This is a genomic window from Methylotenera sp. 1P/1 (genome assembly GCF_000384355.1).
GTDB lineage: Bacteria > Pseudomonadota > Gammaproteobacteria > Burkholderiales > Methylophilaceae > Methylophilus.
Genome location: NZ_ARWC01000001.1, coordinates 1,748,282 through 1,772,518, shown reverse-complemented (window position 1 = coordinate 1,772,518; position 24,237 = coordinate 1,748,282). Strand labels below are relative to the sequence as shown.

The window sequence follows — 24,237 nt, the reverse complement described above, 5'->3', positions numbered from 1 at the left end:
TGCTAGGCACTTTTAAGCCGGTACATGGCCAAATTGCCGAGGAAATTTGGTAAGAATTGAATATCTTGACCGTCTGTAATTACCCTGCGCTCAATAATGGCGATGTGATGTTTGGTACAAAATGCATCAAAGTCGTCAATCGTGCATAGATGTACATTGGGCGTGTCATACCATTGGTATGGCAGGGTTTTGGAAACCGGCATATTGCCGAATACGATTTGAAAACGATTGCGCCAGTAACCAAAATTGGGAAAGGTGACGATCGCTTCGTGCCCAACGCGCAGCATCTCTTGCACAATGCCTTCTGTATTGTGCATGGCTTGCAGTGTTTGCGAGAGTATGACGGTATCAAACGACTGGTCTTCAAACCCGGATAAGCCAGACTCTAAATCCATCTGTAATACATCTACGCCGTTTTCCATGGCGGTGAGCCAGTTGCTGTCATCTTTCTCTACGCCGTAGCCGCGAATATCATGCTGATGATGCAGATGGGTGAGTAACTCGCCATCGCCGCAGCCTAAATCCAGTACTTTGGCATGTGGTTTTATCCATTGGCTAATTAAGGCAAAGTCAGGGCGAATTGCAGTATGGTCTGTGCTCGATTGTATGGGCTGGCTCATAGGTGTTTACACTTTCACTTTCGCCAAATAACTACGCATAATGGCATGGTAATGTGGGTCTGGCATGAGGAATGCATCATGGCCATGTGCGGCTGTGACCTCGGCATAGCGCACAGAAATTTCATTGTCCAGCAGTGCTTTTACAATTTCTTTGGAGCGTGCGGGGGAGAAACGCCAATCGCTGGTGAACGATACCACCAAGAATTTGGCTTTGACATGCGCAAGTGCTGCAGACAGGTTGCCACCATAATCCAGCGCTGGGTCAAAATAATCTAGCGCACGTGTCATGCGTAAATAGGTGTTGGCATCAAACTCGCCAGCGAATTTATCGCCTTGATAACGCAAGTAAGATTCCATTTCAAATTCCACATCAAAGCTATATTTGATGGTGCCGTCACGCAATTTTCGCCCAAATTTTGCACCCATCACGTCGTCGGACAGATAGGTAATATGCCCCAGCATACGTGCAATACGTAAGCCGCGGCGTGGTACTACCCCATAATTGTAGTAATCGCCATCGTGAAATTCCGGGTCAGTGATAATGGCCTGGCGCGCCACCTCGTTAAACGCCATATTCTGTGCGGTGAGGTTGGGTGCAGAGGCAATGACCAGCGCATGTTTTACGCGATCAGGAAATGCAATCGCCCATTGCAGTGCTTGCATACCACCTAAGCTGCCGCCAATCACTGCTGCGAGTTGTTGTATGCCCAAGTAATCCATTAAGCGCGCTTGTGATTGCACCCAGTCCTCAACAGTGACGACTGGGAAGGTGGCGCTGTAAGGGCGATCGGTGGCTGGGTTGGTATTGGATGGGCCGCTACTGCCATGACAGCCGCCCAGATTATTGACGCCAATCACAAAAAATTTATTGGTGTCTAATGGTCTGCCCGGGCCGACTAGGTTGTCCCACCAGCCAGCTGATTTGTCAGACTCTTTATATTTGCCTGCTACGTGGTGATTGCCAGACAGCGCGTGACAGATCAACACCGCATTCGATTTGTCTGCATTCAGCTCGCCATAAGTTTCATAAGTGAGGTGGTACTGCGGCAACACTTCACCACTTTTGAGCGGCAACGGGGTGTCAAAATGCGCGGATTGTGGGGCAACAAGGCCTACGGAGTTATTTTCAGACATTTCGTGATTATACTATGTGATACTTTAAAAAATCACTTCTCGTGCGAAAGGACAACATGCGGAATCTTCAGGCATTTCAATCACATGTGCCACAACTTGCGCACAAAGTGTACGTGCATGCTTCTGCAACATTAATTGGCCAAGTATCGATTGGTGAGGATAGTTCGATATGGCCCGGTGTCGTGATTCGCGGGGATGTGAATTTTATTCAAATTGGCGCGGAGTCGAATATTCAAGAACTCAGTAGCTTGCATGTCAATCACCGTTCACCACAAGACCCGCAAGGTGCGCCATTAGTGATCGGTAACCGTGTGACCATTGGCCATATGGTGATATTACATGGCTGTACGATAGAAGATGAATCACTCATTGGGATGGGCAGCATTGTCATGGATAAAGCCGTGGTGCAGCGTCATGTATTATTGGCTGCGGGCAGTTTGGTGCCAGAGGGCAAGGTGCTAGAAAGCGGTTACCTGTATATGGGACGGCCAGCCAAGCAGGTGCGTGCACTCACTATTGATGAAATCAGGCAGTTGCAGCAATCTGCTGCCATGTACGTACAGCTCAAGCAAGTGTATTTAGATGAAGCCCAAACCTAAGGCTAGGCTGATCTGAGTAGCGCTGGCAAATCGGCAATGCTGTTGAGCGTGGCGTTTGGTTGAACCGCAGAACTCTCCGCATACGCCTGACGGTACTTACCCGTGCGCACTAGCACACCGCGAATCTTGCTTGCTTGTGCACCGCCTACGTCCGCATCAATATCGTCGCCAACCATCAACACTTGTTCTGGTGTCAGTTGCATATCTGCCAGCACCGCAGAGAAAAAATCCGCAGAAGGTTTGCCAATCATCGTGGCTTGCGTATTGGTGGCATATTCCAAGCCATCAATAAATGCGCCGATATCCATTTGTAAGCCTTGTTCGGTTTGCCAAAATCGGTTTTTGTGAATCGCCAGCAATTTTCCACCACCCATCACGCACTGAAATACCTCATTCAACATGGCGTAGGTCCATGCATTGCCGATATCGCCAATCACAATCCACTGCGCATCGGTATCGGATTGTTGAAATTGCTGAAAGTCTCGCTTGACGTCTTCTGCCAACAATAGGCGGCAGATGGGATTGTCTTGTTGCTTAAGTAGGTGGAGTGCGGCTTGCGGTGCGCTAAAAATTTCAGATTGATCGACATCAAATCCTAATCCGTGCAACTTTTTCTGTAGCGATGCCAAAGAGAGTGTGCTGGTATTGGTGACGAACCGACAAATATAACCTGCGTCCCGAATTTGCTGAACGGCTTTGATTGCGCCGTCGATAGGCGTACTGCCAACATATAGCACGCCATCTAAATCGAACATGATGCCTTTGATGGTTGAGAAATCGGCCATGAGATTCTCCATCGTTGTATAGCGGTGTTAAGTGAGTGATGTTAAGTGGAAATCATAGGTGAAACCATGCCAAACGTCACGCGTTGAATGCCTGCCAAATCTAAAGCATGGCCAATATGTGTGAAATTGGCTTGCGTCAGTAACTCAGCCACTGCCTGTGCCTGATCGTAACCATGTTCTAACAATAGCCAGCCATTGGGTTTTAAATAGCCTGCTGCATGCGATACGATATGGCAAATATCATCTAAGCCATCTGCGCCAGAAGTAAGTGCTGACTTTGGCTCAAAACGTACATCACCTTGTGATAAATGCGGGTCATTCTCGGCAATATAAGGCGGGTTGCTCACAATCATGTCAAAGCGCTGTACCTGCAATTGGCTAAACCAATCACTGTATTGAAAAGAGACGTTATTTAAGCCAAGATTATTTGCATTCTCGGTAGCAACAGCCAGAGCTGCTTTCGAGGCATCGACAGCTGTGACTGTTGCCTGTGGTCGATATTTGGCAATTGCCAAGGCAATTGCACCTGTACCTGTACCTAAATCTAAAACTTGACACACTGCTTGTTCTGGAATCGTTTGTAAGGCTTGCTCGACCAATGTTTCCGTATCTGGCCGTGGAATTAAGGTGTCTGCTGTGACTTTTAATGGCAGGCCAAAAAATTCGCGCTCGCCTAAAATATGGGCAATGGGCTCGCCATTTAGCCGGCGTTGCAGTAACGCATCAAAGGCTGCGTATTGCTCTGGTGTGAGTGTGTCATCTGCGTGGGCGATTAGCCAAGCATGATTAACGTTTAAAACTTGTTGCAATAAAAGTCGTGCTTCAAGCGTAGCTTCGTCTGAGCCAAGCTTAGAGGCGGTATCAGCAAGCGTGATTTTAATTTTCATCCGTTATGTTCGTCACTCCAGCGAAGGCGGGAATCCATTTTTGAATTTAAGTAGCTGGTGCTGACCGTGTGGGCAAACTAGTTGCCACCCTACTTGGCTGTGAGTTTGCATTAAATTGCATCTTCATCAGACTCATCCAACTTGTCTTTGGCAGTAAATGGGTCTGAGAGTGCATCAGCATATTTTGCTAAGTCTCTGAGTATTTCGGCTGTTTCTTCGTATGACAACGTGCTATCTATGCTTCTTAGTCCACTGTTATCGAGCCAAACTGGGACTGTAGCGTTGGCTAATATTTGACCATTTTCAATTCTTGACTCGACATGCTTCATTTGGTTATAGATGGAATTTAGACGTTGCTCAATTGAGCCATCATTCTTTTTAAAAGCGCTGGCCTCCCATGCTGTTACTAGTAAGGCATAAGCATGCCATGCTTGGCCTAAAAAACATTCCCAATGGAATAAAGCTTTGGCATATATTGCTGGGGATTGCTTGCCTTTGCTAAGGAATTCTGCTGTTGCTTGCCTAGCGTGCTCATGCTCACTAAAAGCGAACTGTGCCCTGCGAAGAAAATTATAGGCATAGGCGCTCATGGGAAATTGATACTTTGCCCGCAATAAAGAGTTCAGAAAGTAATTACTCATCCAATGAGCAGACTCTTTAGCGTAGTTTGACATGTCAGGAATTTCTGCTGACTCAAAAAGTGAAACACTTGGTGCAATAAGACTGTCCAGTACATCATTTGAGTATTGGACAGTCACAATTAACCTTCTTCACCCAATGTCGCCAACAAGTCCGCCTGATGCTCTGTTGCTAACGCACTTATCAGTTCGTCCATATCGCCTTCAGTAATCGCGTCAATCTTATATAAGGTGAGATTAATACGATGGTCGGTAATACGACCTTGCGGATAATTGTAGGTGCGGATGCGCTCGGAGCGATCGCCAGAGCCAATCAAATTGCGGCGTTCAGAAGCGATTTTGCTGTTTTGCTCATCCACTTGTTTGGCTTTAATGCGTGCGGCCAGCACCATCATCGCTTGTGCTTTGTTGGCATGTTGGCTACGGCCATCCTGACATTCCACGACAATGCCAGTAGGGAAGTGTGTAATGCGTACGGCAGAATCGGTTTTGTTAATATGTTGACCACCTGCACCGCTTGCTCTAAAGGTATCCAAGCGAATATCAGCAGGATTAATCACCACGTCGCTCACTTCATCAGCTTCTGGCAGGATAGCGACTGTACAAGCAGAAGTATGGATGCGCCCTTGTGTTTCGGTATCGGGTACGCGTTGCACGCGATGCCCGCCGGATTCAAATTTCATTTTAGAATACGCGCCTTGCCCTTCGATTTTGGCAATAATTTCTTTGTAGCCACCCACTTCGCCTTCGTTGGCTGAGAGCACTTCCACTTTCCAGCGTTGGCGTTCTGCGTAACGGCTATACATACGGAATAAGTCGCCCGCAAATAAGCCGGATTCGTCGCCGCCCGTGCCGGCGCGGATTTCCAGAATGATATTTTTTTCGTCGTTAGGGTCTTTGGGCAGCAACAGTTTTTGCAGTTCCAGCGCAATTTCTTCTAATCTATTTTTGCCGGCTTCAATTTCTTCTTGCGCAAACTCTTTCATGTCCGGGTCGCTCAACATGGCGTGTGCTTCTTTAATGTCGGCCTCTGTTTGCACGTAAAGATGATATTGCTCAACGATAGGCGTGATTTCCGCGTGCTCGCGCGAAATTTTGCGGTAGTTGTCCATGTTGCTGGTGATGTCTTCGGAAGACATCAGGCGGTTGACTTCATCAAGGCGCTCACTCAGGCTGGCGAGCTTTTGTAATATGGAGGATTTCATGCTGACTTCTTTAAGATTTAATATTGTAAAGCTGCCGTAAGACTGCTTCTAAATGGGTGTGTTCTTGACCGTGTGATTGGTTGAGCGCATGGCTGGGCGCATGCAAAAATTTATTGGTGAGCGCATTACTCAGGGTTTCCAGCACTTTTTCTGGCGATTCCCCTTTTTGAATCAGCTTAAGTGCTTTTTCTAACTCAGCTAGGCGCATTGCGTCCACTTGGTCACGCAGCGCTTTGATGGTGGGCACCGATTCACGTTTTTTAAGCCAGTGCATGAAGTGCTCAACACGTGCGGCCACAATCATTTCTGCATTGACCGCGGCCTCTTGGCGGCTACCCATGCCATCGGCCACTACTTGTGCCAAATCGTCTACGGTGTACAGAAACACGTCATCCAATTGTGCGACTTCTGGTTCAATATCGCGCGGCACTGCCAAATCCACCATAAACACAGGGCGATGACGGCGTGTTTTAATCGCGCGTTCCACCATACCTAGCCCGACAATCGGCAGTTGGCTGGCGGTGCTGGTAATCACAATATCAAACTCGGCAAAGCAATCCGGTAAATCGTTAAGCAGAATGGCGTGTGCGTAGACGCCTTGCGATTGCATTTTTTCAGCCAGTTGCATGCCGCGCTCAATGGTGCGGTTGGCAACGGTGATAGATTTGGGGCGCTGTGCGGCAAAATGGTCTGCACACAGTTCAATCATCTCGCCCGCGCCAATAAACAATACTTTTTGTTGGCCAATATCACCAAAAATACGCTGCGCTAGCTTGATGGCCGCTGCCGCCATAGAAATAGAACTGCCGCCAATGTCGGTATTGGTGCGCACTTCTTTGGCGACTTCAAACGTGCGCTGAAACAACTTGTGCAACATGGTGCCTAGCGTGCCGGCCTCTTGCGCAACTTTGATGGATTGCTTGAATTGCCCCAGGATTTGCGGCTCGCCCAGTACCATGCTATCTAAGCCAGAAGCGACACGGAACGCATGTTTGACGGCTTCTTGGTTGGAAAATGTATAGGTATAAGGCTGTACTTTATCCAGCGCCAGTTTGTGGTAGTTGGCTAGCCAGTCAATCACAGGTTCAGGTCGCTCAGATTGCACGTAAATTTCTGTGCGGTTGCAGGTCGATAAAATGGCTGCTTCCGCTGCATTTCGTGCGGTGAGGTCGCTCAACGCATGGCGTAATGTTTCACCGTTGAAGGCAACATTCTCGCGAATGGCGATAGGGGCGGTGGTGTGATTCACACCAATGGTATAAAGCTGCATGTGGCTATTTTACCAAGGCATTGATTGAAATAGGAAATACCATCAAAAAAAGATCAATTTTGCCTGCAATGCATGCATGAAAGCGTGTTGGTGAGATTAAGCATGCGTAATTTTGAAGGATTGGCTTATCTTAGGCAAGAAATAGCGTTAAAATAGTAAATTATCCTTATAAACCAAAATGGAAGTGCGTTGTTAGGGTATGCCTAATGATGTATTGGGTATATGACACACTCCCATGGACACTATTTACTATTACTAAGCAGACGGAATCATGAGCATGGACAAAACATTTAGAATTGCACCGAGTATCCTTTCAGCCAACTTTGCCAAATTAGGTCAAGAAATTGAAGATGTGATTAAATCAGGCACAGACATCGTGCACTTTGATGTGATGGACAATCATTACGTGCCTAACTTAACCATTGGCCCACTGGTGTGTGATTCGATTCGTGAAATCTCTAAAAATGTGGGCGCGTTGATTGACGTACATTTAATGGTGAAGCCAGTGGATCGCATTATTCCTGACTTTGCTAAAGCGGGTGCCAATATCATCACTTTCCACCCAGAAGCATCCGATCATATTGACCGTAGCTTGGCCATGGTGCGTGATTTAGGCTGTAAGTCAGGTTTGGTATTTAACCCAGCTACTTCATTAAGCTACCTTGACCATGTGATGGACAAAGTGGACATGATTTTGTTGATGTCTGTAAACCCAGGGTTTGGCGGTCAAAAATTCATTCCAGAAACGCTGGAAAAGTTAAAATTGGCGCGTGCACGCATTGATGCTTATTACGAAAAAACTGGCCGCCAAATCTGGTTAGAAGTAGACGGCGGCGTGAACGCAGCAAACATTGCAGATATTGCACGTGCTGGTGCGGATACGTTTGTAGCAGGTAGTGCGATTTTTGGTTCGCCAAAAGACACAGACCCTAACCGTTACGATACGGTCGTTGGTCAAATTCGTGCTTCATTAGCCACGGTATAAATTGGCAACCGTGTAGTTTATTCGCAGTGCGTGAGTAAGGTAACGTTCAATGTCGCAATTTAAAGTAAGCGCATTGATGTTTGATTTGGATGGCACCTTGCTCAATACTGCACCGGAAATTGCGTACGCAGCGAATGCAATGTTAACGGAGTTAGGATTGCCTCCATTGCCTTATGCGCAAATTAAAGGGTATATCGGTGAGGGTGCGCAAGTATTGATACAGCGCTGTTTGGCTGGTGCGTTGCATGATGTACCAGACCAAACTTTACAGGCGACAGCACAGCATTTGTTTTTTGCGCATTATGCTAACAACGTGACAGACAGTTTGCCGTTTGATGGCGTGCAAGATGGCCTAGCGGTCTTAAAGCAGCGCAATTTAAAGCTGGCTTGCGTGACGAATAAACCAGAAAAGTTTACGCGCCCGTTGTTAGAGGCAAGTGGTTTGGCTGATTTTTTTGAAATCGTGGTGTCGGGCGATACCTTGCCAAAGAAGAAGCCTGACCCTATACAATTACATCACATTTGTGCAGAATTCGATGTGATGGAGATGGAAGCGATGTTAGTGGGTGATTCCGCCACGGACATTGCAGCAGCACAAGCCGCCGGCTGTTTTATTGTGACGGTGCCGTATGGGTATAATCAAGGAAAACCCATTGATGAAAGCCAAGTGGACGCGATGATTCGAGATTTAACTGAATTGCCGTCTATACTGATGTAATAGCAAATTTTTTAGTTCACTAAACCAACTTTTGACTCAACCAACTTAAAGTGTATTGATATGTGTTCTCAACAAAGTAATTTTCCATTCCAGCCTCAAATAAGCTGGCGCAGTTCTTGGCGAAGCTAAGACACGACTTGTTCATGTCTGTGTAGTCATCAGACTTATCCATCGCACCGGGTTGTGATGGGCGACCAAAATAGAAAATTATGTAGAAAGTGTAGAACCATGTTAACCACGATTTCCCAGTCAGAATTTAATGCCTTAGCGGCACAAGGCTATAACCGCATACCGCTGATGCTTGAAACCTTTGCCGATTTAGACACGCCGTTATCCCTGTATCTTAAATTAGCCAATCAGCCTTTTTCTTATTTATTAGAAAGCGTGCAAGGCGGCGAGCGCTTTGGGCGCTACTCCATTATCGGCTTGCCTGCCAAAACCAGAATTGTTGCCAATGGGCAGCAACTGCAAGTGATCCAACATACACAAGTGATTGAAACCCATGATGATGTCAACCCGCTGGATTTCGTCAAAGCCTACCAAGCACGTTTTAAAACGCCACCTTACGAAGGTCTGCCAAGATTTACTGGCGGTTTGGCAGGGTATTTTGGTTATGAAACCATCCGTTATATCGAAAAACGCTTAGCCAATACCAATAAGCCAGATGCTGTGGGCGTGCCTGATGTGCTGTTGATGGTGTCCGAAGAAATAGCTGTTATCGATAATTTAAGCAGCAAGCTCTATTTTATTGTATATGCTAATCCAGATGAAGCCGATGCCTACAGCAATGCATGTGTACGTATTCAGTCATTGCTGGGCATGTTACGTAAAACAGTCGCGATTCCAGAATCGCTGCCTTTGCCTAAAACAGAGGCCGCCTCAGAGTTTGGTGAAGAGGCATTTAAAGCGGCAGTGAAAAAAGCGCAAGCCTATATTTTAGAAGGCGATATTATGCAAGTGGTGTTGAGCCAACGCATGTCGCAATCGTTTGCTGCGCCACCGCTTTCACTTTACCGTGCTTTGCGCAGTTTAAATCCATCTCCTTATATGTTCTATTACGATATGGGCGATCATCATGTGGTGGGCGCTTCGCCAGAGATTTTGGTGCGTTTGGAGCATGATACTGTGACATCACGCCCGATTGCCGGCACGCGCCCACGTGGTAAAACGCGTGAAGCGGATATAGCCCTTGCAACAGAACTGTTGGCAGACCCGAAGGAGCGTGCAGAGCATGTGCAACTGATGGATTTGGGGCGCAATGATGTCGGTCGTGTGGCGCAAGTGGGCACGGTGAAGGTGACAGACAATATGATGATTGAGCGTTACTCGCATGTAATGCATATTGTCAGCAATGTAGAAGGCAAGCTCAAACCTGGTTTTGATGCGATTGATGTACTCAAAGCCACATTCCCGGCGGGTACCGTGTCAGGCGCACCCAAGGTCAGAGCCATGGAAATCATAGATGAGCTGGAGCCAAGCAAGCGCGGCATCTATGCAGGCGCGGTAGGCTATTTAGGTTTTAATGGTGATATGGATGTAGCGATCGCGATCCGTACCGCTGTGATTAAAGACCAAATGCTCTATGTGCAGGCCGGTGCTGGTATTGTGGCAGATTCTGTACCGCAATCGGAATGGGAAGAGACCCAAAATAAAGCGAAAGCAGTGATTCGTGCTGCTGAATTAGTCCAAGCTGGTCTAGATAGTAAAGGGGCATAATCATGTTGCTCATGATAGATAACTACGATTCATTTACTTATAACTTGGTGCAGTATTTTGGCGAGCTTGGCCAAGATGTGCAGGTGTACCGCAATGATGAAATTGATTTAGATACCGTTGCGAAATTAAAACCGCGCCATATTGTCATTTCTCCAGGCCCTTGCACGCCCAATGAAGCCGGTATTTCGGTACCGCTGATTCATGAGTTTGCTGGCAAGATTCCGTTACTGGGCGTGTGCTTGGGTCATCAGAGTATTGGGCAAGCGTTTGGCGGCAAGATTATCAAAGCAAAAACCTTAATGCACGGTAAAACCTCATTGATTCATCACGAGAATGTGGGCGTATTCCGCGACTTACCTAACCCTTACACGGCCACACGCTACCATTCATTAGTGATTGAGCGTGAGACCATTCCTGATTGTTTAGAAATCACGGCATGGACCGAAGATGATGAAATTATGGGCGTGCGTCATAAAACCTTGCCGGTAGAGGGCGTGCAATTTCATCCTGAGTCTATCTTGACTGAGCATGGCCATGCGTTGCTGGATAACTTCCTGAAAGCGTACTAATGAGTATGACAGTGAGCATAACGCCTAAGTTGGCATTGCAACGGCTGATTGACCATGCCGATTTCACCCATGAGGAAATGCTGGAAATCATGCAGCAAATCATGGGTGGGGAATTTACCCAGATACAGATTGCCGGCTTTCTTTCTGCATTGCGCGTAAAAGGCGAAACCGTGACCGAGATTGCTGCGGCTGCGCAAGTGATGCGCGAGCTTTCCAGCAAGGTTGAGGTCACTGATACGCGCCACCTGATTGATACCTGTGGCACTGGTGGCGCACCCAACAAAGCGTTTAATGTGTCTACAGCTTCTGCATTTGTGGCGGCTGGCGCAGGTGCCAGAATCGCCAAGCATGGCGGGCGTGCAGCATCTTCCAAAAGTGGGTCGGCAGATGTGCTTGAGGCACTGGGTGTCAACATTAGCCTAACGCCAGAACAGGTTGCACGTTGTGTGAATGAGGCGGGTATTGGCTTTATGTTTGCCCCCAATCATCACGCTGCCATGAAGTATGCAGCACCTGTGCGGCGTGAGCTTGGCGTACGTACCATGTTTAATCTATTAGGGCCGATGACCAATCCTGCTGGTGCCAAGCGACAAGTCATGGGGGTATTCCACCGTGATTTGGTGCCTTTGCTGGCGCAGACATTGCAGAAACTGGGCAGTGAGCATGTGATGGTGGTACACAGCGCCGATGAAATGGATGAAATCTCCTTTTCAGCAGATACTTACGTTGCCGAACTTAAAAATGGCGAAGTGCATGAATACACACTCAACCCTAGGCAGTTTGGCATGCCGTTGCATGATATCAATAGCATCCGTGTGGAAAGTGCGCAGCATTCCAGCGAGATTATTCTCGGGCTGCTATCTGGTGAGACCGGACCGGCGCGTGACATTGTGCTATTGAATGCGGGCGCAGCTATTTATGTGTCTGGCCTTGCGGGTGATTTGCAGACAGGGATAACACAAGCGGCGCATGCTCTAGACTCTGGCGCTGCCCTGAACAAACTGCAACAGCTAAAGGCATTGAGTCAGGCAGCATGAAGCGCCACCCGTTGATTGCAGCATCAATTTTGCTACTGTCCATGAGTTTAGTAGCGTGCCTGCAAACGCCGCAGCAGGATGCCGAGAACAATCCGTCACAATCAGCAATCGAAGTAAAATCGCAGGTTAAAACGCTAGACCTAAAACCGCTATCTGCTGGTCTTGCGCTGCAAGACAATACGGCTGTTAAGCAGGCCTTTGCACAAAAGCAAAGTAATGTGTGGGTGCAAGGCACTGGTGAAGTGACTAAATTACTGCCGGACGATAATCGCGGCGCACGCCATCAAAAGTTTTTGGTGCGCATCAATGCAACGCAGACATTGTTGTTTGCACATAATATTGATTTATCACCGAGGATTGATGCGTTAAAAGTGGGCGACAGCATTGAATTTAAAGGTGAATATGTATTTAATCCTAAGGGTGGTGTGATGCATTGGACACATCGTGACCCCAAAGGGCAGCACCAAGGTGGTTGGATTAAACATCAAGGAAACACATTTGAGTAACAGAACATGAGCGATATCTTAAATAAAATTTTAGCCACCAAAGCAATTGAAGTGGCCGCAGCCAAAGCCAAAATTAGCTTGGAAGCCATTCAACAATTTGCAGCTGAACAAGCGCCAACGCGTGATTTTGTGGGCAGTATCCGTCAAAAAATTGCGGCTGGGCAATCGGCTGTGATTGCAGAAATCAAAAAAGCCAGCCCTTCCAAAGGTGTGATTCGTGCGGATTTTAAGCCAGCAGACATTGCTCAAAGCTATGAATTGGGCGGCGCAGCATGCTTATCTGTGCTGACCGATGAGCAATACTTTCAAGGCTCGGCAGACTATCTTAAGCAGGCACGTGCGGCCTGTGCGTTACCCGTGTTGCGCAAAGATTTTATGATAGATGCCTACCAAGTGTACGAAGCGCGCGCGATGGGTGCAGATTGTATTTTATTGATTGCTGCCGCACTCACCCTGCCTAAAATGCAAGAGTTGGAAACCGTTGCACATGCGCTTGGCATGGCTGTATTGGTAGAAGTGCATAATGGCGAAGAGTTGGATTTGGCCTTGCAACTGACCACACCATTACTCGGTATCAACAACCGTAACTTACGTACTTTTGAGGTGACATTGGATACCACACTTGGTTTGCTTGACCGTATTTCGCAAGACAAGATTGTGGTGACAGAATCTGGTATTTTCACACATGATGATGTGGCACTTATGCGCAAACATCAGGTGCATACGTTTTTGGTAGGCGAGGCATTTATGCGTCAGGAAGATCCTGGCGCTGAACTTTCTAAAGTGTTTGCTTAAGAGGTAACTATGAGTAATCAATTCTTAGCTATTCGCCCACGCCGTATGCGTAAAGATGAGTTTTCGCGGCGCTTAATGCGAGAGCATGTACTCACTACCAATGATCTCATTTACCCAGTCTTTGTGCTGGAAGGTGAGCAGCGTACCGAAGAGGTCAGCTCAATGCCGGGTGTCCAACGCCAAAGTATTGATGTATTGCTCAAGACCGCACAAGAGTGTGTCAATTTAGGTATTCCAGCCCTCGCCATTTTCCCGGTGGTGCCACAGGAATTTAAAAGTTTAGATGCCAAAGAAGCGTATAACCCTAACGGGCTGGTACCGCGCACAGTGAAAGCCTTGAAACAGGCCTTTCCAGAATTGGGCGTGATTACCGATGTCGCTTTAGACCCATACACCACGCATGGCCAAGATGGCTTAATTGATGATACGGGTTACGTACTCAATGATGAGACGGTAGAAGTGCTGGTGAAGCAAGCGCTTTGTCACGCAGAAGCCGGTGCAGATGTCGTAGCCCCTTCGGACATGATGGATGGCCGTATTGGTGCAATCCGTGATGCGATGGAAGAAGCTGGCTATATCTATACGCGCATCCTCGCTTACTCTGCCAAATATGCGTCTGCCTTTTATGGCCCATTTAGAGATGCCGTAGGCTCTTCTGCCAATCTAGGCAAAGGCAACAAATACAACTACCAAATGGATCCAGCCAATTCGGACGAAGCCATTAAAGAAGTGGCGCTGGATATTGAAGAAGGCGCGGACATGGTGATGGTGAAACCGGGCATGCCGTATTTAGATATTGTGCGTCGCGTCAAACAAGAGTTTGGCGTGCCGACCTATGCTTATCATGTCAGCGGTGAATATGCGATGCTGAAAGCCGCTGCGCAAAATGGTTGGCTGGATGAAAAAGCCTGTGTGTTGGAGGCGATGCTGGGCTTTAAACGTGCTGGGGCGGATGGGGTGTTGACGTATTATGCGATGGATGTGGCGCGTTGGTTGAAAGCTTAAGAAAATTCTTCCGAGATTTTATCTCAGGCCGCTTAGGCTTACCTATTACGTTTTGGTTATATGGCGTTCTAATTGCATTAACGCTAGATTTCTTAACTTCAAAAGCGACTACACTTTGGCAAGTGGTTCTCATTGTAACTATTACGTTAGTTCATCTTGTTCTAATTGTAGTTGCTGTATGGAATGCTTCTAAACTTTATCTTGGGAGCCGATACTGGAAATGGCTTGCAAGATTAGTTGTCATTATTAATGTGTTTAAGTGGCTCTGGCACTTGCCGTTATTAGCATCCACTTTATCTAGTGCTTTAGGTTTTCCTATTTACTCTGATAAATATTGGCTAATGGGAATCAAAAACAATACCTATGTATGTGAACGACCAGAATATTTCGATACACCTGAGAGGTTGGCTAAACGTAAAAATTGTGGGATGAAGGTTGACCCAAAAGGCGAGTTAATTGGTGTTAGATGTCATAAAGGGCTTTATGTTTACACTTACAATAAAGAAACCTGTCTAAAATATTTGAATAGAATCAAGCCAAGAGACAATGTATCAAATTAAGTCTCGCCTCTAGGCGAGTTACTTTACTTTTGCTTGCTCAAAAGAAAGTAACCAAACAAAAGAGCACCCCCTGCCGCTTTTTCCCTTCGGTCTTAGCGCCGCATCTGCGTGGTGACTGCGGAACTCATGTTTTCAGCACTCAAACAGTTCTCGTCACCTTACACCTGCTGTTCAAGCCTCAGGCGGGGCAAAGGGGAAATTAAAAGCCCGCGATTGCGGGCTTTTGTATGCAGGTCGTCACTGTACGGTTAAGTTATGCTTATTACTTCAAAGTCATGCGCTGCAAGGTAGTGTCTTTATCAATAAACTTATGTTTCAACGCACCTAAGATATGGATAGCAATGACCACTAAGATTACGATACCAATGATTTCGTGTGATTCTTTGAACACATCACGCAAATCTTTATTGTCTAAGCCGGGGAGGAAATTCAAGCCAAACCATTTAAGGCCGTATTTGCTGTAAAGCGTCATCAATAGGCCACTCACAGGCAGCACTACCATCAGTAAATACAGCAGGTGGTGCGCACCAGTGGCCAGTTTGCGCTCAAAGGCGGAATAGGAGCTGAGCAGTGCCGGTGGTTTGTGTGTAATGCGCCACAGTAGGCGGAAAATGACCAGCGCTAATAAGGTCACGCCTACGGATTTATGTAAATTAAAGTAGAACGTACGTAGGGTAGCTTCTTCAGATAGTTGCCACGTGTAGATGCCTAAGTCGAATAAATCGAACCCCATTTGTTTAGGGCCTTCTTTCGGTAGCTCGCTCATATACCAGCCCAGCGCAAACATGGCGAAAATGGCGATTGCGATTAACCAATGCAGCACAATGGCGGTTTTGGTATAGCGATTACTTACATTCATGCATGACTCCTAATATATTATTTTCTTGGCTTATTATTTTGGTGTGACAGCGGTCACACACATTTGTTGCCTAACACCCATAATATTAGCGTATTCTCAGGAATATACCGTGTGTAAAATCATTAAAAAGGAAAACGCATGACACGTCTATTTGTGTATTTATTGGCATCATTACTGGCTGCTTGTGCGCAGGCAGAGGTTAGCCACCCTGCATTTTCGTTAGAAAATGTGGGCGATGGTATCTACGTGCATCATGGAGCGCATTTGGATATTGATACTGGTTACCAAGGTGACATCTGCAATACAAGCTTTGTGGTGGGCAGCAAAGGCGTGGCGGTGATTGATACTGGCGGTAGTTTGAAAGTGGGCCAAGAGTTACGCGCCGCTATTCGTCAAATCACAGATAAGCCTATTCTGTATGTGATTAATACCCATGTGCACCCTGACCATATTTATGGAAATGCAGCTTTTTTAGAAGATAAGCCACAGTTTGTAGGGCATGCCAAGCTTGCCTCTGCCATGCAGCTACGCAAAGAGGCCTATGACAAACTCAATGCCCAATATTTGGGAAATGATGCCAAAGGTACCGTACAAGTGCTACCCACATTGGCAGTTAAAGAGGGTGTGGATTTGGATTTGGGCGACAGAACCTTGCGAGTGGTGCCGTATACGGTCGCGCATACCAACACCGATATCTCGGTATTGGATAGCAAAACCGCCACATTATTTACCGGCGATTTATTATTTATTGAGCGCACACCAGTGGTAGAGGGCGATATCAAAGGCTTAATTTCGGCGATTGATACATTGAAAACATATCCGGCAAAACAAGTAGTACCCGGGCATGGGCCGGTGGCAAAAAACTGGGTACAAGCCTTGGATAACGAACAGCGTTATTTAAACGCAGTACTGACTGATGTGCGAGCGGCCATTAAAAAAGGTGATAGCATGGAAAAGACGATGGGCACAGCAGCTGCAAGCGAACGAGACAAGTGGCAGCTGTTTGATATTGCCAACCGCAGGAATGTGAATACGATTTTTACAGCGCTGGAGTGGGAATAGCCGATACAAAAACAGGTGAAGTGCTGATGCAATTCACCTGTTGATATGAACAGCTTGAGACTGCTGATAATGTGGATAAGCTTACTTTTTGATGTTATCTACACTGAATGCAGTTTGTGGGTAAGTGCTCAGTAATAGCATGCCACCCGCGATACCTAAGTATAAAAAGAACACTTCTGGAATCATACGGCCAAGCACTACGGCTAAGAATAGTGCCAATACGGCCAGTACGCGTGCCGCTATTTTTGTTTTAAAACCTACCAACAGCGCTACGCCACCCACCAATTGCACTAAAATCAACAACGGTGCAAAGATGCCCGGCAAGCCAAATTGCCCTAATGTCATTTGGTATTGTAAGTAACCATCGGGATTCGACGTGATGCTGCTTAAGCGCAATAGCACGAGGCCTAAAAACACTAAAGCCAGTAATACTCTGGCAATGACGGTTTGATAACTTTGCATAAAAAACCCTATAAAATGTAAACAAAATGTAAGTGAGCATAATGCCTGTATGGCTTGCGAATTGCAATCACATGCACTGTTAAGAGACTAGAGAGATGATGGCAAAGTTTAATATTGAACAACTCCATTGGCAGAGCCCCAAACAAGCCATGCTCAAAGCTCTGCGTGAGCAAGTGTTTATCATTGAGCAATCTGTACCAGAATATATTGAGTGGGATGAATATGACGAATCTGCCATCCACTTATTAGCTCTTGATGATGTACAACAGGCGATTGGTTGCGCCAGAATTTTATTAGAAAGAGGTCGGGTCGGCCGCATGGGTGTACTGAAAGCATGGCGTGGAAAGGGCGTGGGCTATGCACTATTAATGGAAGCGATTGCCATTTGTAAAGCGCAGGGCCTAACGCAGCTGCAATTGTCGTCGCAAACGCATGCTATCCAGTTTTATGAAAAGGCTGGGTTTGTGGTGACTAGTGATGCCTATATTGATGCCAACATTTGGCATAAGGACATGGTGTTGAAATGGGGATGACTTTATGTTGTATGCCTAAAATTGTATAATGCTGGATTAGCTTTCATGTCTCTCAAACTCGTTTCATTTCATATTCTTCATTAAGGAAAAACCATGTCAAAAATCATTTTTAAAGCAGGCGAAGCCACTGTATTTAGCGAAGGCAAAGACGTTACTGCTGCCATGCCAGAAATCCTGATTGGTGCAGTGGATGGCCCAGTAGGTACAGCATTTGCCAACATGATGGCGCAAACCAAAGGCCATACCGCGATGTTTGCTGTGCGCGATATTAACCAATTGGTACGCCCAGCTTGCATGATGGTGCCAAAAGTGACATTAAAAGACTCACTCAACATTGAATTGTTTGGTGGTGTGGTGCAAGCCGGTGTAGCCGATGGTATTTTGGATGCAGTGATTGAAGGCATCATCCCTAAAGACCAAGTGAACGATTTATGTATTATTGCTTTGTTGTGGATTGATCCAGGCTGTGCAAAAGAAGCCAATTTGGATAAAGCGGATCTATACAAAAACAACTACGATGCGATTAAGTTAGCATTAAAACGTGCATTGAATGACGAGCCTAGCATTGATGAGTTGATTGCAAACCGTCACACAATCAAACACTGCATGTGGGAAGATAGCTGGGATCAAAAGTAGTCTTATCGCCTAGATTTCCCCACTGACACAAATATTTGCTATGATGAATATTATTGTGTGTTGTGGGGAGGCTAACATGCCAGATCGTAATGTATGTATGGAAGCGTTCGAGCGCCTATGTGCGGATGTGAATTCTGATAAAAAATCAGAAATTAATAAAGAAGATTACTGGTTATTTGAATTGGGTTTTCGATCTGCGATTGAAGAGTTGCTGAACATTGCAGATACCGGCAACCAAACGCGTGAGTTTGTATCGCCGCGTTTTCAAATGCTCGCAGACCGCATCTTACAATCGAGAATGCACTAAATCAAAAAGCCGACATCACGTCGGCTTTTTTATGGGCACTCATCATTGTCACTGCTATGGTGTTTTTGTCTCGTTGGTTTCTGTTTTTTGTGCCTGTTTATTGACTTCCAAGCCCAGTTTGGTTTGCGTTGCGTTTGATTTTGCATTGCCGGTTTGTGCCGTCGCTTTTGCAATATGTATGCGTTGCGCATCCACCCCGGCTTTTGTTAAAGATGCTTGAATGGCTTCTCCGCGGGCCTGCGCCAATGCAAGTAAATCACTTTCTTTTACTTCGATACTCAAGGTGAGTTTTTCTTGTGCTGTTTCATAATGCCCGGCTTCAGGTTTTTCAAACTTAGAGGCAAGTCGTTTCAGCAAGCCTTTCTTGGTTAAATCGTCGTGCAGGGCATCAATCGCTTTTTGTACTTTGGGGTTAGTTAAATCAATGGGGCCAGCTTTTTGTCCAGGCTCTAGTACAACGCCCATTTCCTCAGCCACTTTTCGCCGTAAAGTTTGTTCTTGAATCGCGCGCGTATCTAATGCTATATCGTAGCCAGGCGTAATAGACAGTGCTAACCCTAAGCGTTTGCCAAGTGCTTCGCCAACTGCCTTGAGTTTTTCTTGCTCCGGTGGCGCAAGCGCAGCATTTCCTGCCTCAAACACAATCGCATCCAGATTGTCAGCACTGCCACCGAATAGTTTCCCTAGTGCTCTAAATGGCGAGGTTACGATTTTGGTGAGTACATTTTTAATGGCTTTCCACACAATGCTGCCATAGCTAAACTGCGGATCATCTAAGCTGCCAGAGATCGGTAGGTCCAGATCTATCACGCCATCACTGTCTTCCAGAATGGCAATGGCCAAATCTAATGGTAAATCTGCTGCCTCTTTACTGTCTACGCGCTCGCCAAGAATGAGTTTGTTGATGACAAATTTATTCTCACCCGCCAATTGGCGCTGTTTGATTTTGTATTCCAAATCGACCGACAACTTCCCCGAATCAATGCGTCTGCCTGCAAATTTACCGGAATACGGCGTGAGTCTATTCATTTCCAAGTTGGTGAATGCCAGTTTGACATCGGTATATTCTGTGGCCTTAAAGGGTTGTAGCGCACCACGAATTTTCGCTGCACCATACTCATCCACTTTACCATCCAACTCTAGCTGCGCTGTGGCTTCCGGATTGGTAGAAATATTATTGATGACCCCGTTCAGTGAGTGAATTTTGGTGCCAAATTGTGGGGTGAGTGAGAGGTCGGCAAACTCTAGTTCAGCATCTTGAATGCGTGTGGTTTCAATTGTCACAGGAAAGCTATCTTCACTGCTCGTGCTTGCAGTTGGCGCAACCACCGGCACGGTTTTATTTTTTGACTCACTCGTTTTTGGCACTGCCGTTGCTGCTTGTGCCAGCATAGCATTGCCAGCTACTGCGTTTGTTTTGGGTTCAGCAGCTTTTTCTGTTGGGCTTGCGATGGGCGCAGGCGCAGCTGAGTCTGCACTACGCAAAATGCGACTGAGATTGGTCGTTCTGTCTTCATGAATAATAAATTTTCCGGCAGGATGTTGTACTTTGAGCGCCCCCAAATGCAGCTTGTTGGGGGATAGCGAGAATGCAACATTCTCACTCGCCAGCTGCTCCCAAGTTAAAAATGGCGCGTTGCTGGATTCTTCATTAAGCGCTAACTGGCGTACCTGAAAGCCGCCATCAAAATTGAGCGCAAAGGCTTTTTGTTGCTGCATAGACACTTTGCCGGTTACGCTTGCAGCGCCGGAGGCCAGTTGCAACTTGGCGTATTGGTTGATGTACGGGGCAAAAGGGCTAAACGCAGCATTGCTTAATTTGAGATTCAACGTACTTTTGAATGGCGCCGGCGTGAGCGTACCTTGCGTACTAAACTGGCCGCCTTGCTTAATGCTAAAGCTGGCATTGACTGGCACAGCTTTGTTCATGTTGAGTGATACGTTGCGTAATTCTAGGCCAATTTTTTCTAGATCCAGTTGTACTGCTTTGCTTGGTGTTTGGTCTTCAATATGTATTTGGCTATTGGTGAGTACCAGCTTGCCAAGACTCACGGCCCAATCAGAGGATGTCTGTTGTTTATCTTGTTTTGCTCCGCTGGTGCTGGGAGCTTTGTTCTCTAACAGGGTTAGCCAATTCAATGGACCTTGTTTGGGTTGAATGACTTCGCTTTTGAGCCCAGACAATACAATGGACGCTATGGCGACTTGCTGTTTATCGATGCTGATATCACCTTGCGAGAGCGCTATTTGTTTGAGCGTAGCCACCGGTTTTTTAAAGGCCGTAGATTTCAGTGCAACAGCGTTAAATTGTGTTTGTAGTTCCTGAATCGACCATTGCCTTTCTGGATGATGGACACTAAAACCGATATCAATATCTTCTACGTTGAGGCTGAGTGGGTCTGTGTAAGTCTGATCTTCCACATTGAGTGACCAATCTTGCAACTGCACAGCAGCAATATTGACAGCAAACGGCGTGGCTTCTTTGGGTGTTGTTTCAGTCGCTGTTGTTTCTGCCGCTTTGGTTTCAACCGTGGTTGTTTCTGTAGGCTTGGCTTCTTCTGGCGTCGTAAATGCTGTTTGCCAATCTACGCTGCCATCGCGCGCGCGTTTGGCAGAAATGGCACCCTGCTTTAATTGAATTTGTGCAATCGTGGCTTGGTGTTTGGCTAAATCCAAGCCGATGTTTTGTATGGCAATATTGGGTACATTTAATAAGGTTTGTTCACCATGTTGGATACGCAACTGCTGACCTTCAATAGCCAGTTGTTCAAATGTCAGCTGTGTTTGCTGTTGTTGCGCAAATGTTAGCTGCGGTAGCTTGGCGGTAAGTTCTGCTAATGCGATAGACGTACCTTGGGTGCCTTGCGTATTCGATGCATGGAGAGTCAGCGCAAGTGCATTCAGCTCAGCGGTGATACCGTTAAGGGCAAGTCTAGGCTGGTCATTTGGCATGGTCAAATCATAGCCAAAATGCGCTTGCAGTTGCCCTTGTTGTACCTTGAAGGGGAGCGCTGAGTCTTTGACGATTTGTAATAAACTGGGTAGTGCAATACCTTCTAATGCAACATCGCCTTTAGAGGCCACCGGATTGACGCCCATATTGCCTTTCCATTTGAGCGTGCCGCCATTATTTGCAAATTTGGCTGCAATCAAATAATCGCCGCGGTCTTTTGGCAAAGTAGAAAAGCCATCTAATTCAAAATTAAGCGGTGTCAGTTCTGCCACAAATGGTTTGGCACGATGGCTGTCTTTGTAGCGTATTTGCCCCTGTTGAATCACCAAATGCGCAATCGCCACACGTGGCATCGTATCGCTAGGTGGACTTTTGTCTTCGTTGAGTTTGGCGATTAAATCATCCCAATTGAGTTTGCCATTGCCGTCAATGGCAATCAGCCCTTGCGGTGCACGCAGGTTGATTTCTTTGAACTTCCACGCCAAGTTAAAAATACCACTGAGCTCCAAATCTACCTTGAGCTGATCAAAACCAGCTAACGGCGCACCTTGTTGGTCTTTTAGGCGAAACTGGTCAATGGTGGCTATCAGAATAAATGGATTGAAACGGACTTGCCCAACGCTGGCTTGGCTTGCTAGCTGCTTCTCTGCAATCCAAGGTACAAGGCGCTTGGCGAGCGGGTTAATGGCGATGTAGCTGAACAGCACATAGAATATGTATACACCCAGCAATATTTTTGTGGGCTTTTTGTATAGCCATTGTTTAAGCGTTTGTAGCATATGGATGTGTGTGGTTAAGCTTTACGCAAGCTTATCAAAATTTTTCTGACAGGTGTGGGGATTGCTGCACCAATAGCATCTTCGATGGGGAGCCAAATGGTATTGGGGATATTGGGGTTGGGTGGTTTGCTTAAGACTTCTAATGGTTGGGGCAAAATTTCTAACTTAAAATGCGTAAAGGCATGCTGTAGCAATGGTAATGGCTCTTGCGTCTCAACTGTCAGTCCAAACTTGGCTTGCGCCGCTTCCGTGGCAATGGTTTGCATATCAATTTCAGGCAAGCTCCACAAGCCTCCCCAAATACCTTTAGATGGTCTTTTTTCGAGCAGAACCTCTTGGCCATGTTGCAAAATAAGCATGGTGGTGTACTTTTGCGGGCTGATTTTTTTGGGTTTAGGCGTTGGTAGTAGGTGCACGCGATGTTGCGCATACGCTAAGCAGCTAGTATTCAGCGGGCATGCGTTACATGTGGGTTTGCTGCGGGTACATAGCGTTGCACCTAAATCCATCAGCCCTTGCGTATACGCCACCATGCCAGCGTTGGGTAGCAAAGATTCTGCCAGCACCCACATGGCCTTTTCTATTTTAGGTGCGCTAGGCCAGCCTTCAATTGCAAAGTGACGCGCCAATACGCGTTTTACGTTGCCATCTAAAATGGTGTGTACTTGGTTAAAGGCAAATGCCGCAATAGCAGCTGCAGTGGAGCGGCCAATGCCTGAGAGTGATTGCATGGCTGTAAAATCTTGTGGGAACTCGCCGGCAAATTCATCCACAATGGTTTGTGCAGCGTGATGTAAATTGCGTGCTCTAGAGTAGTAACCCAAGCCGCTCCAGTACTGCATGACTTCTTCTTGTTCAGCGGCGGCTAAACTTTGAATGGTTGGAAAGCGCGTCATAAAACGCTGGTAATAGCCAATCACCGCAGCCACTTGCGTCTGTTGTAGCATGATTTCCGACACCCAAATGACATACGGGTTATGCGTGTTCTGCCAAGGCAGGTCATGGCGACCATGCTGTTTTTGCCAAGCAATAATGCGCAGTGCGAAATCAGACATGGCGTGTCAGCCAATCCATCACTTGCGTTGCATTTTGGTCTGGTGGAAAGACCGGGTAAATATAATGTTCAATCCTGCCGTTCAGCACGAGTAAAGTGACGCGCTTCGTTAGTCGCATCTGATCGACTTCAAACGTTGGTAGTTGGAGCGTCTCGGCAAAGACAAACTGGTGATCGCTTAGCAATGCAAAAGGCAGGTGCAAACGTGTAGCGGCTTCAGTTTGGTAGGTGTTGGTTTGTGTGCTCAAACCAAACACGTGGGTACCTAGTTGTTGTAGCTCTGCATAATGATCACGAAATGCGCAGGATTGTGGAGTGCAGCCACGGGCACCGGGAATACTATCCCATCCATCCGGTAGCGCTTTATCTGGCTGTCCAGTCATTGGGTAAACATAAATCACAGACCAGCCTGTCAGCTTGTATAAGTTAACAGCGGGTCCTTGTGTAGATGCTAGTGCCACATTAGGCAGCGTGGCGTGCAGCAAGTGTCGGCAAGCACCATCGTCTACAGGCGCAGGTAGATTAGCAGGAAGCGTTTGAAATTGTGGCATGTAACGGTAATG

General features: G+C 46.7%; 26 protein-coding genes. 14 read left to right on the top strand and 12 right to left on the bottom strand.

Annotated elements, in window-relative coordinates; all coding sequences use genetic code 11:
* Window positions 1–2 precede the first annotated feature (2 nt).
* Complete coding sequence (gene metW, locus A3Q3_RS0108440) at window positions 3–620, bottom strand: methionine biosynthesis protein MetW (RefSeq protein WP_020183153.1); 618 nt, start codon at window positions 618–620, stop codon at window positions 3–5.
* A 6-nt stretch (window positions 621–626) separates the two neighbouring features.
* Window positions 627–1,754 carry a homoserine O-acetyltransferase gene (locus A3Q3_RS0108435; RefSeq protein WP_020183152.1) on the bottom strand — a complete coding sequence of 376 codons (1,128 nt, stop codon included), beginning with the start codon at window positions 1,752–1,754 and terminating at the stop codon, window positions 627–629.
* Window positions 1,755–1,810: 56 nt separating this feature from the next.
* On the opposite strand from A3Q3_RS0108435, the gene A3Q3_RS0108430 reads away from it, so the two are divergent.
* Complete coding sequence (locus A3Q3_RS0108430; protein ID WP_020183151.1) at window positions 1,811–2,353, top strand: gamma carbonic anhydrase family protein; 543 nt, start codon at window positions 1,811–1,813, stop codon at window positions 2,351–2,353.
* A gap of 2 nt (window positions 2,354–2,355) precedes the next feature.
* On the opposite strand, the gene A3Q3_RS0108425 is transcribed toward A3Q3_RS0108430, so the two are convergent.
* The 5 genes from A3Q3_RS0108425 to hemA form a co-directional block, all read right to left on the bottom strand.
* A complete protein-coding gene (locus A3Q3_RS0108425) occupies window positions 2,356–3,138 on the bottom strand; it encodes a TIGR01458 family HAD-type hydrolase (protein WP_020183150.1) in 783 nt (260 codons plus the stop codon).
* Between the two features lie 41 nt (window positions 3,139–3,179).
* The gene (gene prmC / locus A3Q3_RS0108420) at window positions 3,180–4,025 is read right to left on the bottom strand and encodes a peptide chain release factor N(5)-glutamine methyltransferase (RefSeq protein ID WP_020183149.1); all 846 of its coding nucleotides are present in this window, start codon (window positions 4,023–4,025) and stop codon (window positions 3,180–3,182) included.
* Window positions 4,026–4,135: 110 nt separating this feature from the next.
* A complete protein-coding gene (locus tag A3Q3_RS0108415) occupies window positions 4,136–4,783 on the bottom strand; it encodes a hypothetical protein (protein ID WP_020183148.1) in 648 nt (215 codons plus the stop codon).
* Between the two features lie 2 nt (window positions 4,784–4,785).
* The gene (prfA, locus tag A3Q3_RS0108410; protein ID WP_020183147.1) at window positions 4,786–5,868 is read right to left on the bottom strand and encodes a peptide chain release factor 1; all 1,083 of its coding nucleotides are present in this window, start codon (window positions 5,866–5,868) and stop codon (window positions 4,786–4,788) included.
* A gap of 10 nt (window positions 5,869–5,878) precedes the next feature.
* Window positions 5,879–7,138: a glutamyl-tRNA reductase gene (hemA, locus tag A3Q3_RS0108405; RefSeq protein ID WP_020183146.1), complete on the bottom strand. Its 1,260-nt coding sequence runs from the start codon at window positions 7,136–7,138 to the stop codon at window positions 5,879–5,881.
* A gap of 277 nt (window positions 7,139–7,415) precedes the next feature.
* Between hemA and rpe the strand changes: the two genes are divergently transcribed.
* From rpe to A3Q3_RS0108360, 9 genes are all read left to right on the top strand, one after another.
* Window positions 7,416–8,123 (top strand): ribulose-phosphate 3-epimerase, encoded by a 708-nt coding sequence (gene rpe / locus A3Q3_RS0108400; protein ID WP_026361838.1) that lies wholly within the window; start codon window positions 7,416–7,418, stop codon window positions 8,121–8,123.
* A 49-nt stretch (window positions 8,124–8,172) separates the two neighbouring features.
* Window positions 8,173–8,841 carry a phosphoglycolate phosphatase gene (locus tag A3Q3_RS0108395; protein WP_020183144.1) on the top strand — a complete coding sequence of 223 codons (669 nt, stop codon included), beginning with the start codon at window positions 8,173–8,175 and terminating at the stop codon, window positions 8,839–8,841.
* A 228-nt stretch (window positions 8,842–9,069) separates the two neighbouring features.
* Window positions 9,070–10,557, top strand: coding sequence for an anthranilate synthase component I (trpE, locus tag A3Q3_RS0108390; protein WP_020183143.1), 1,488 nt, complete (start codon window positions 9,070–9,072; stop codon window positions 10,555–10,557).
* Between the two features lie 2 nt (window positions 10,558–10,559).
* Window positions 10,560–11,126 (top strand): aminodeoxychorismate/anthranilate synthase component II, encoded by a 567-nt coding sequence (locus A3Q3_RS0108385; RefSeq protein ID WP_020183142.1) that lies wholly within the window; start codon window positions 10,560–10,562, stop codon window positions 11,124–11,126.
* Window positions 11,126–12,163, top strand: a complete 1,038-nt coding sequence (trpD, locus tag A3Q3_RS0108380) for an anthranilate phosphoribosyltransferase (protein WP_020183141.1) — start codon at window positions 11,126–11,128, stop codon at window positions 12,161–12,163. Before A3Q3_RS0108385 ends, trpD begins: the two co-directional genes overlap by 1 nt.
* Entirely contained in the window at window positions 12,160–12,669 is a 510-nt protein-coding gene (locus A3Q3_RS0108375; protein ID WP_020183140.1) for a DUF3465 domain-containing protein, read from the top strand. The genes trpD and A3Q3_RS0108375 overlap by 4 nt, the downstream gene beginning before the upstream one ends.
* A 6-nt stretch (window positions 12,670–12,675) precedes the next feature.
* Window positions 12,676–13,464, top strand: coding sequence for an indole-3-glycerol phosphate synthase TrpC (gene trpC / locus A3Q3_RS0108370; protein WP_020183139.1), 789 nt, complete (start codon window positions 12,676–12,678; stop codon window positions 13,462–13,464).
* A gap of 9 nt (window positions 13,465–13,473) precedes the next feature.
* Window positions 13,474–14,469, top strand: a complete 996-nt coding sequence (gene hemB / locus A3Q3_RS0108365; protein ID WP_020183138.1) for a porphobilinogen synthase — start codon at window positions 13,474–13,476, stop codon at window positions 14,467–14,469.
* Entirely contained in the window at window positions 14,454–15,029 is a 576-nt protein-coding gene (locus A3Q3_RS0108360) for a hypothetical protein (protein ID WP_020183137.1), read from the top strand. The genes hemB and A3Q3_RS0108360 overlap by 16 nt, the downstream gene beginning before the upstream one ends.
* A gap of 262 nt (window positions 15,030–15,291) precedes the next feature.
* Here the strand turns inward: A3Q3_RS0108360 and A3Q3_RS0108355 are convergent, their stop codons facing one another.
* Window positions 15,292–15,888, bottom strand: a complete 597-nt coding sequence (locus A3Q3_RS0108355; protein ID WP_020183136.1) for a cytochrome b — start codon at window positions 15,886–15,888, stop codon at window positions 15,292–15,294.
* Window positions 15,889–16,026: 138 nt separating this feature from the next.
* Here A3Q3_RS0108355 and A3Q3_RS0108350 point away from each other — a divergent pair, with 138 nt between their 5' ends.
* Complete coding sequence (locus A3Q3_RS0108350; RefSeq protein WP_020183135.1) at window positions 16,027–16,950, top strand: quinoprotein relay system zinc metallohydrolase 2; 924 nt, start codon at window positions 16,027–16,029, stop codon at window positions 16,948–16,950.
* Between the two features lie 81 nt (window positions 16,951–17,031).
* Here the strand turns inward: A3Q3_RS0108350 and A3Q3_RS0108345 are convergent, their stop codons facing one another.
* Window positions 17,032–17,412, bottom strand: coding sequence for a DoxX family protein (locus tag A3Q3_RS0108345; RefSeq protein ID WP_020183134.1), 381 nt, complete (start codon window positions 17,410–17,412; stop codon window positions 17,032–17,034).
* A gap of 95 nt (window positions 17,413–17,507) precedes the next feature.
* Between A3Q3_RS0108345 and A3Q3_RS0108340 the strand changes: the two genes are divergently transcribed.
* The 3 genes from A3Q3_RS0108340 to A3Q3_RS0108330 all read left to right on the top strand — a co-directional run bounded on the left by A3Q3_RS0108340 (window position 17,508) and on the right by A3Q3_RS0108330 (window position 18,888).
* Window positions 17,508–17,945 carry a GNAT family N-acetyltransferase gene (locus A3Q3_RS0108340; protein ID WP_020183133.1) on the top strand — a complete coding sequence of 146 codons (438 nt, stop codon included), beginning with the start codon at window positions 17,508–17,510 and terminating at the stop codon, window positions 17,943–17,945.
* 93 nt (window positions 17,946–18,038) lie between these two features.
* The gene (gene fae, locus A3Q3_RS0108335) at window positions 18,039–18,581 is read left to right on the top strand and encodes a formaldehyde-activating enzyme (protein WP_020183132.1); all 543 of its coding nucleotides are present in this window, start codon (window positions 18,039–18,041) and stop codon (window positions 18,579–18,581) included.
* Window positions 18,582–18,657: 76 nt separating this feature from the next.
* Window positions 18,658–18,888 (top strand): hypothetical protein, encoded by a 231-nt coding sequence (locus A3Q3_RS0108330; protein ID WP_020183131.1) that lies wholly within the window; start codon window positions 18,658–18,660, stop codon window positions 18,886–18,888.
* A 54-nt stretch (window positions 18,889–18,942) separates the two neighbouring features.
* On the opposite strand, the gene A3Q3_RS0108325 is transcribed toward A3Q3_RS0108330, so the two are convergent.
* From A3Q3_RS0108325 to A3Q3_RS0108315, 3 genes are read right to left on the bottom strand one after another with little or no spacing between them, the layout of a single operon-like run.
* The gene (locus A3Q3_RS0108325; RefSeq protein WP_020183130.1) at window positions 18,943–22,620 is read right to left on the bottom strand and encodes a DUF748 domain-containing protein; all 3,678 of its coding nucleotides are present in this window, start codon (window positions 22,618–22,620) and stop codon (window positions 18,943–18,945) included.
* A 14-nt stretch (window positions 22,621–22,634) separates the two neighbouring features.
* Window positions 22,635–23,675, bottom strand: a complete 1,041-nt coding sequence (gene mutY / locus A3Q3_RS0108320) for an A/G-specific adenine glycosylase (RefSeq protein WP_020183129.1) — start codon at window positions 23,673–23,675, stop codon at window positions 22,635–22,637.
* Window positions 23,668–24,225, bottom strand: coding sequence for a peroxiredoxin (locus A3Q3_RS0108315; protein ID WP_020183128.1), 558 nt, complete (start codon window positions 24,223–24,225; stop codon window positions 23,668–23,670). The genes mutY and A3Q3_RS0108315 overlap by 8 nt, the downstream gene beginning before the upstream one ends.
* Between the last annotated feature and the right edge of the window lie 12 nt (window positions 24,226–24,237).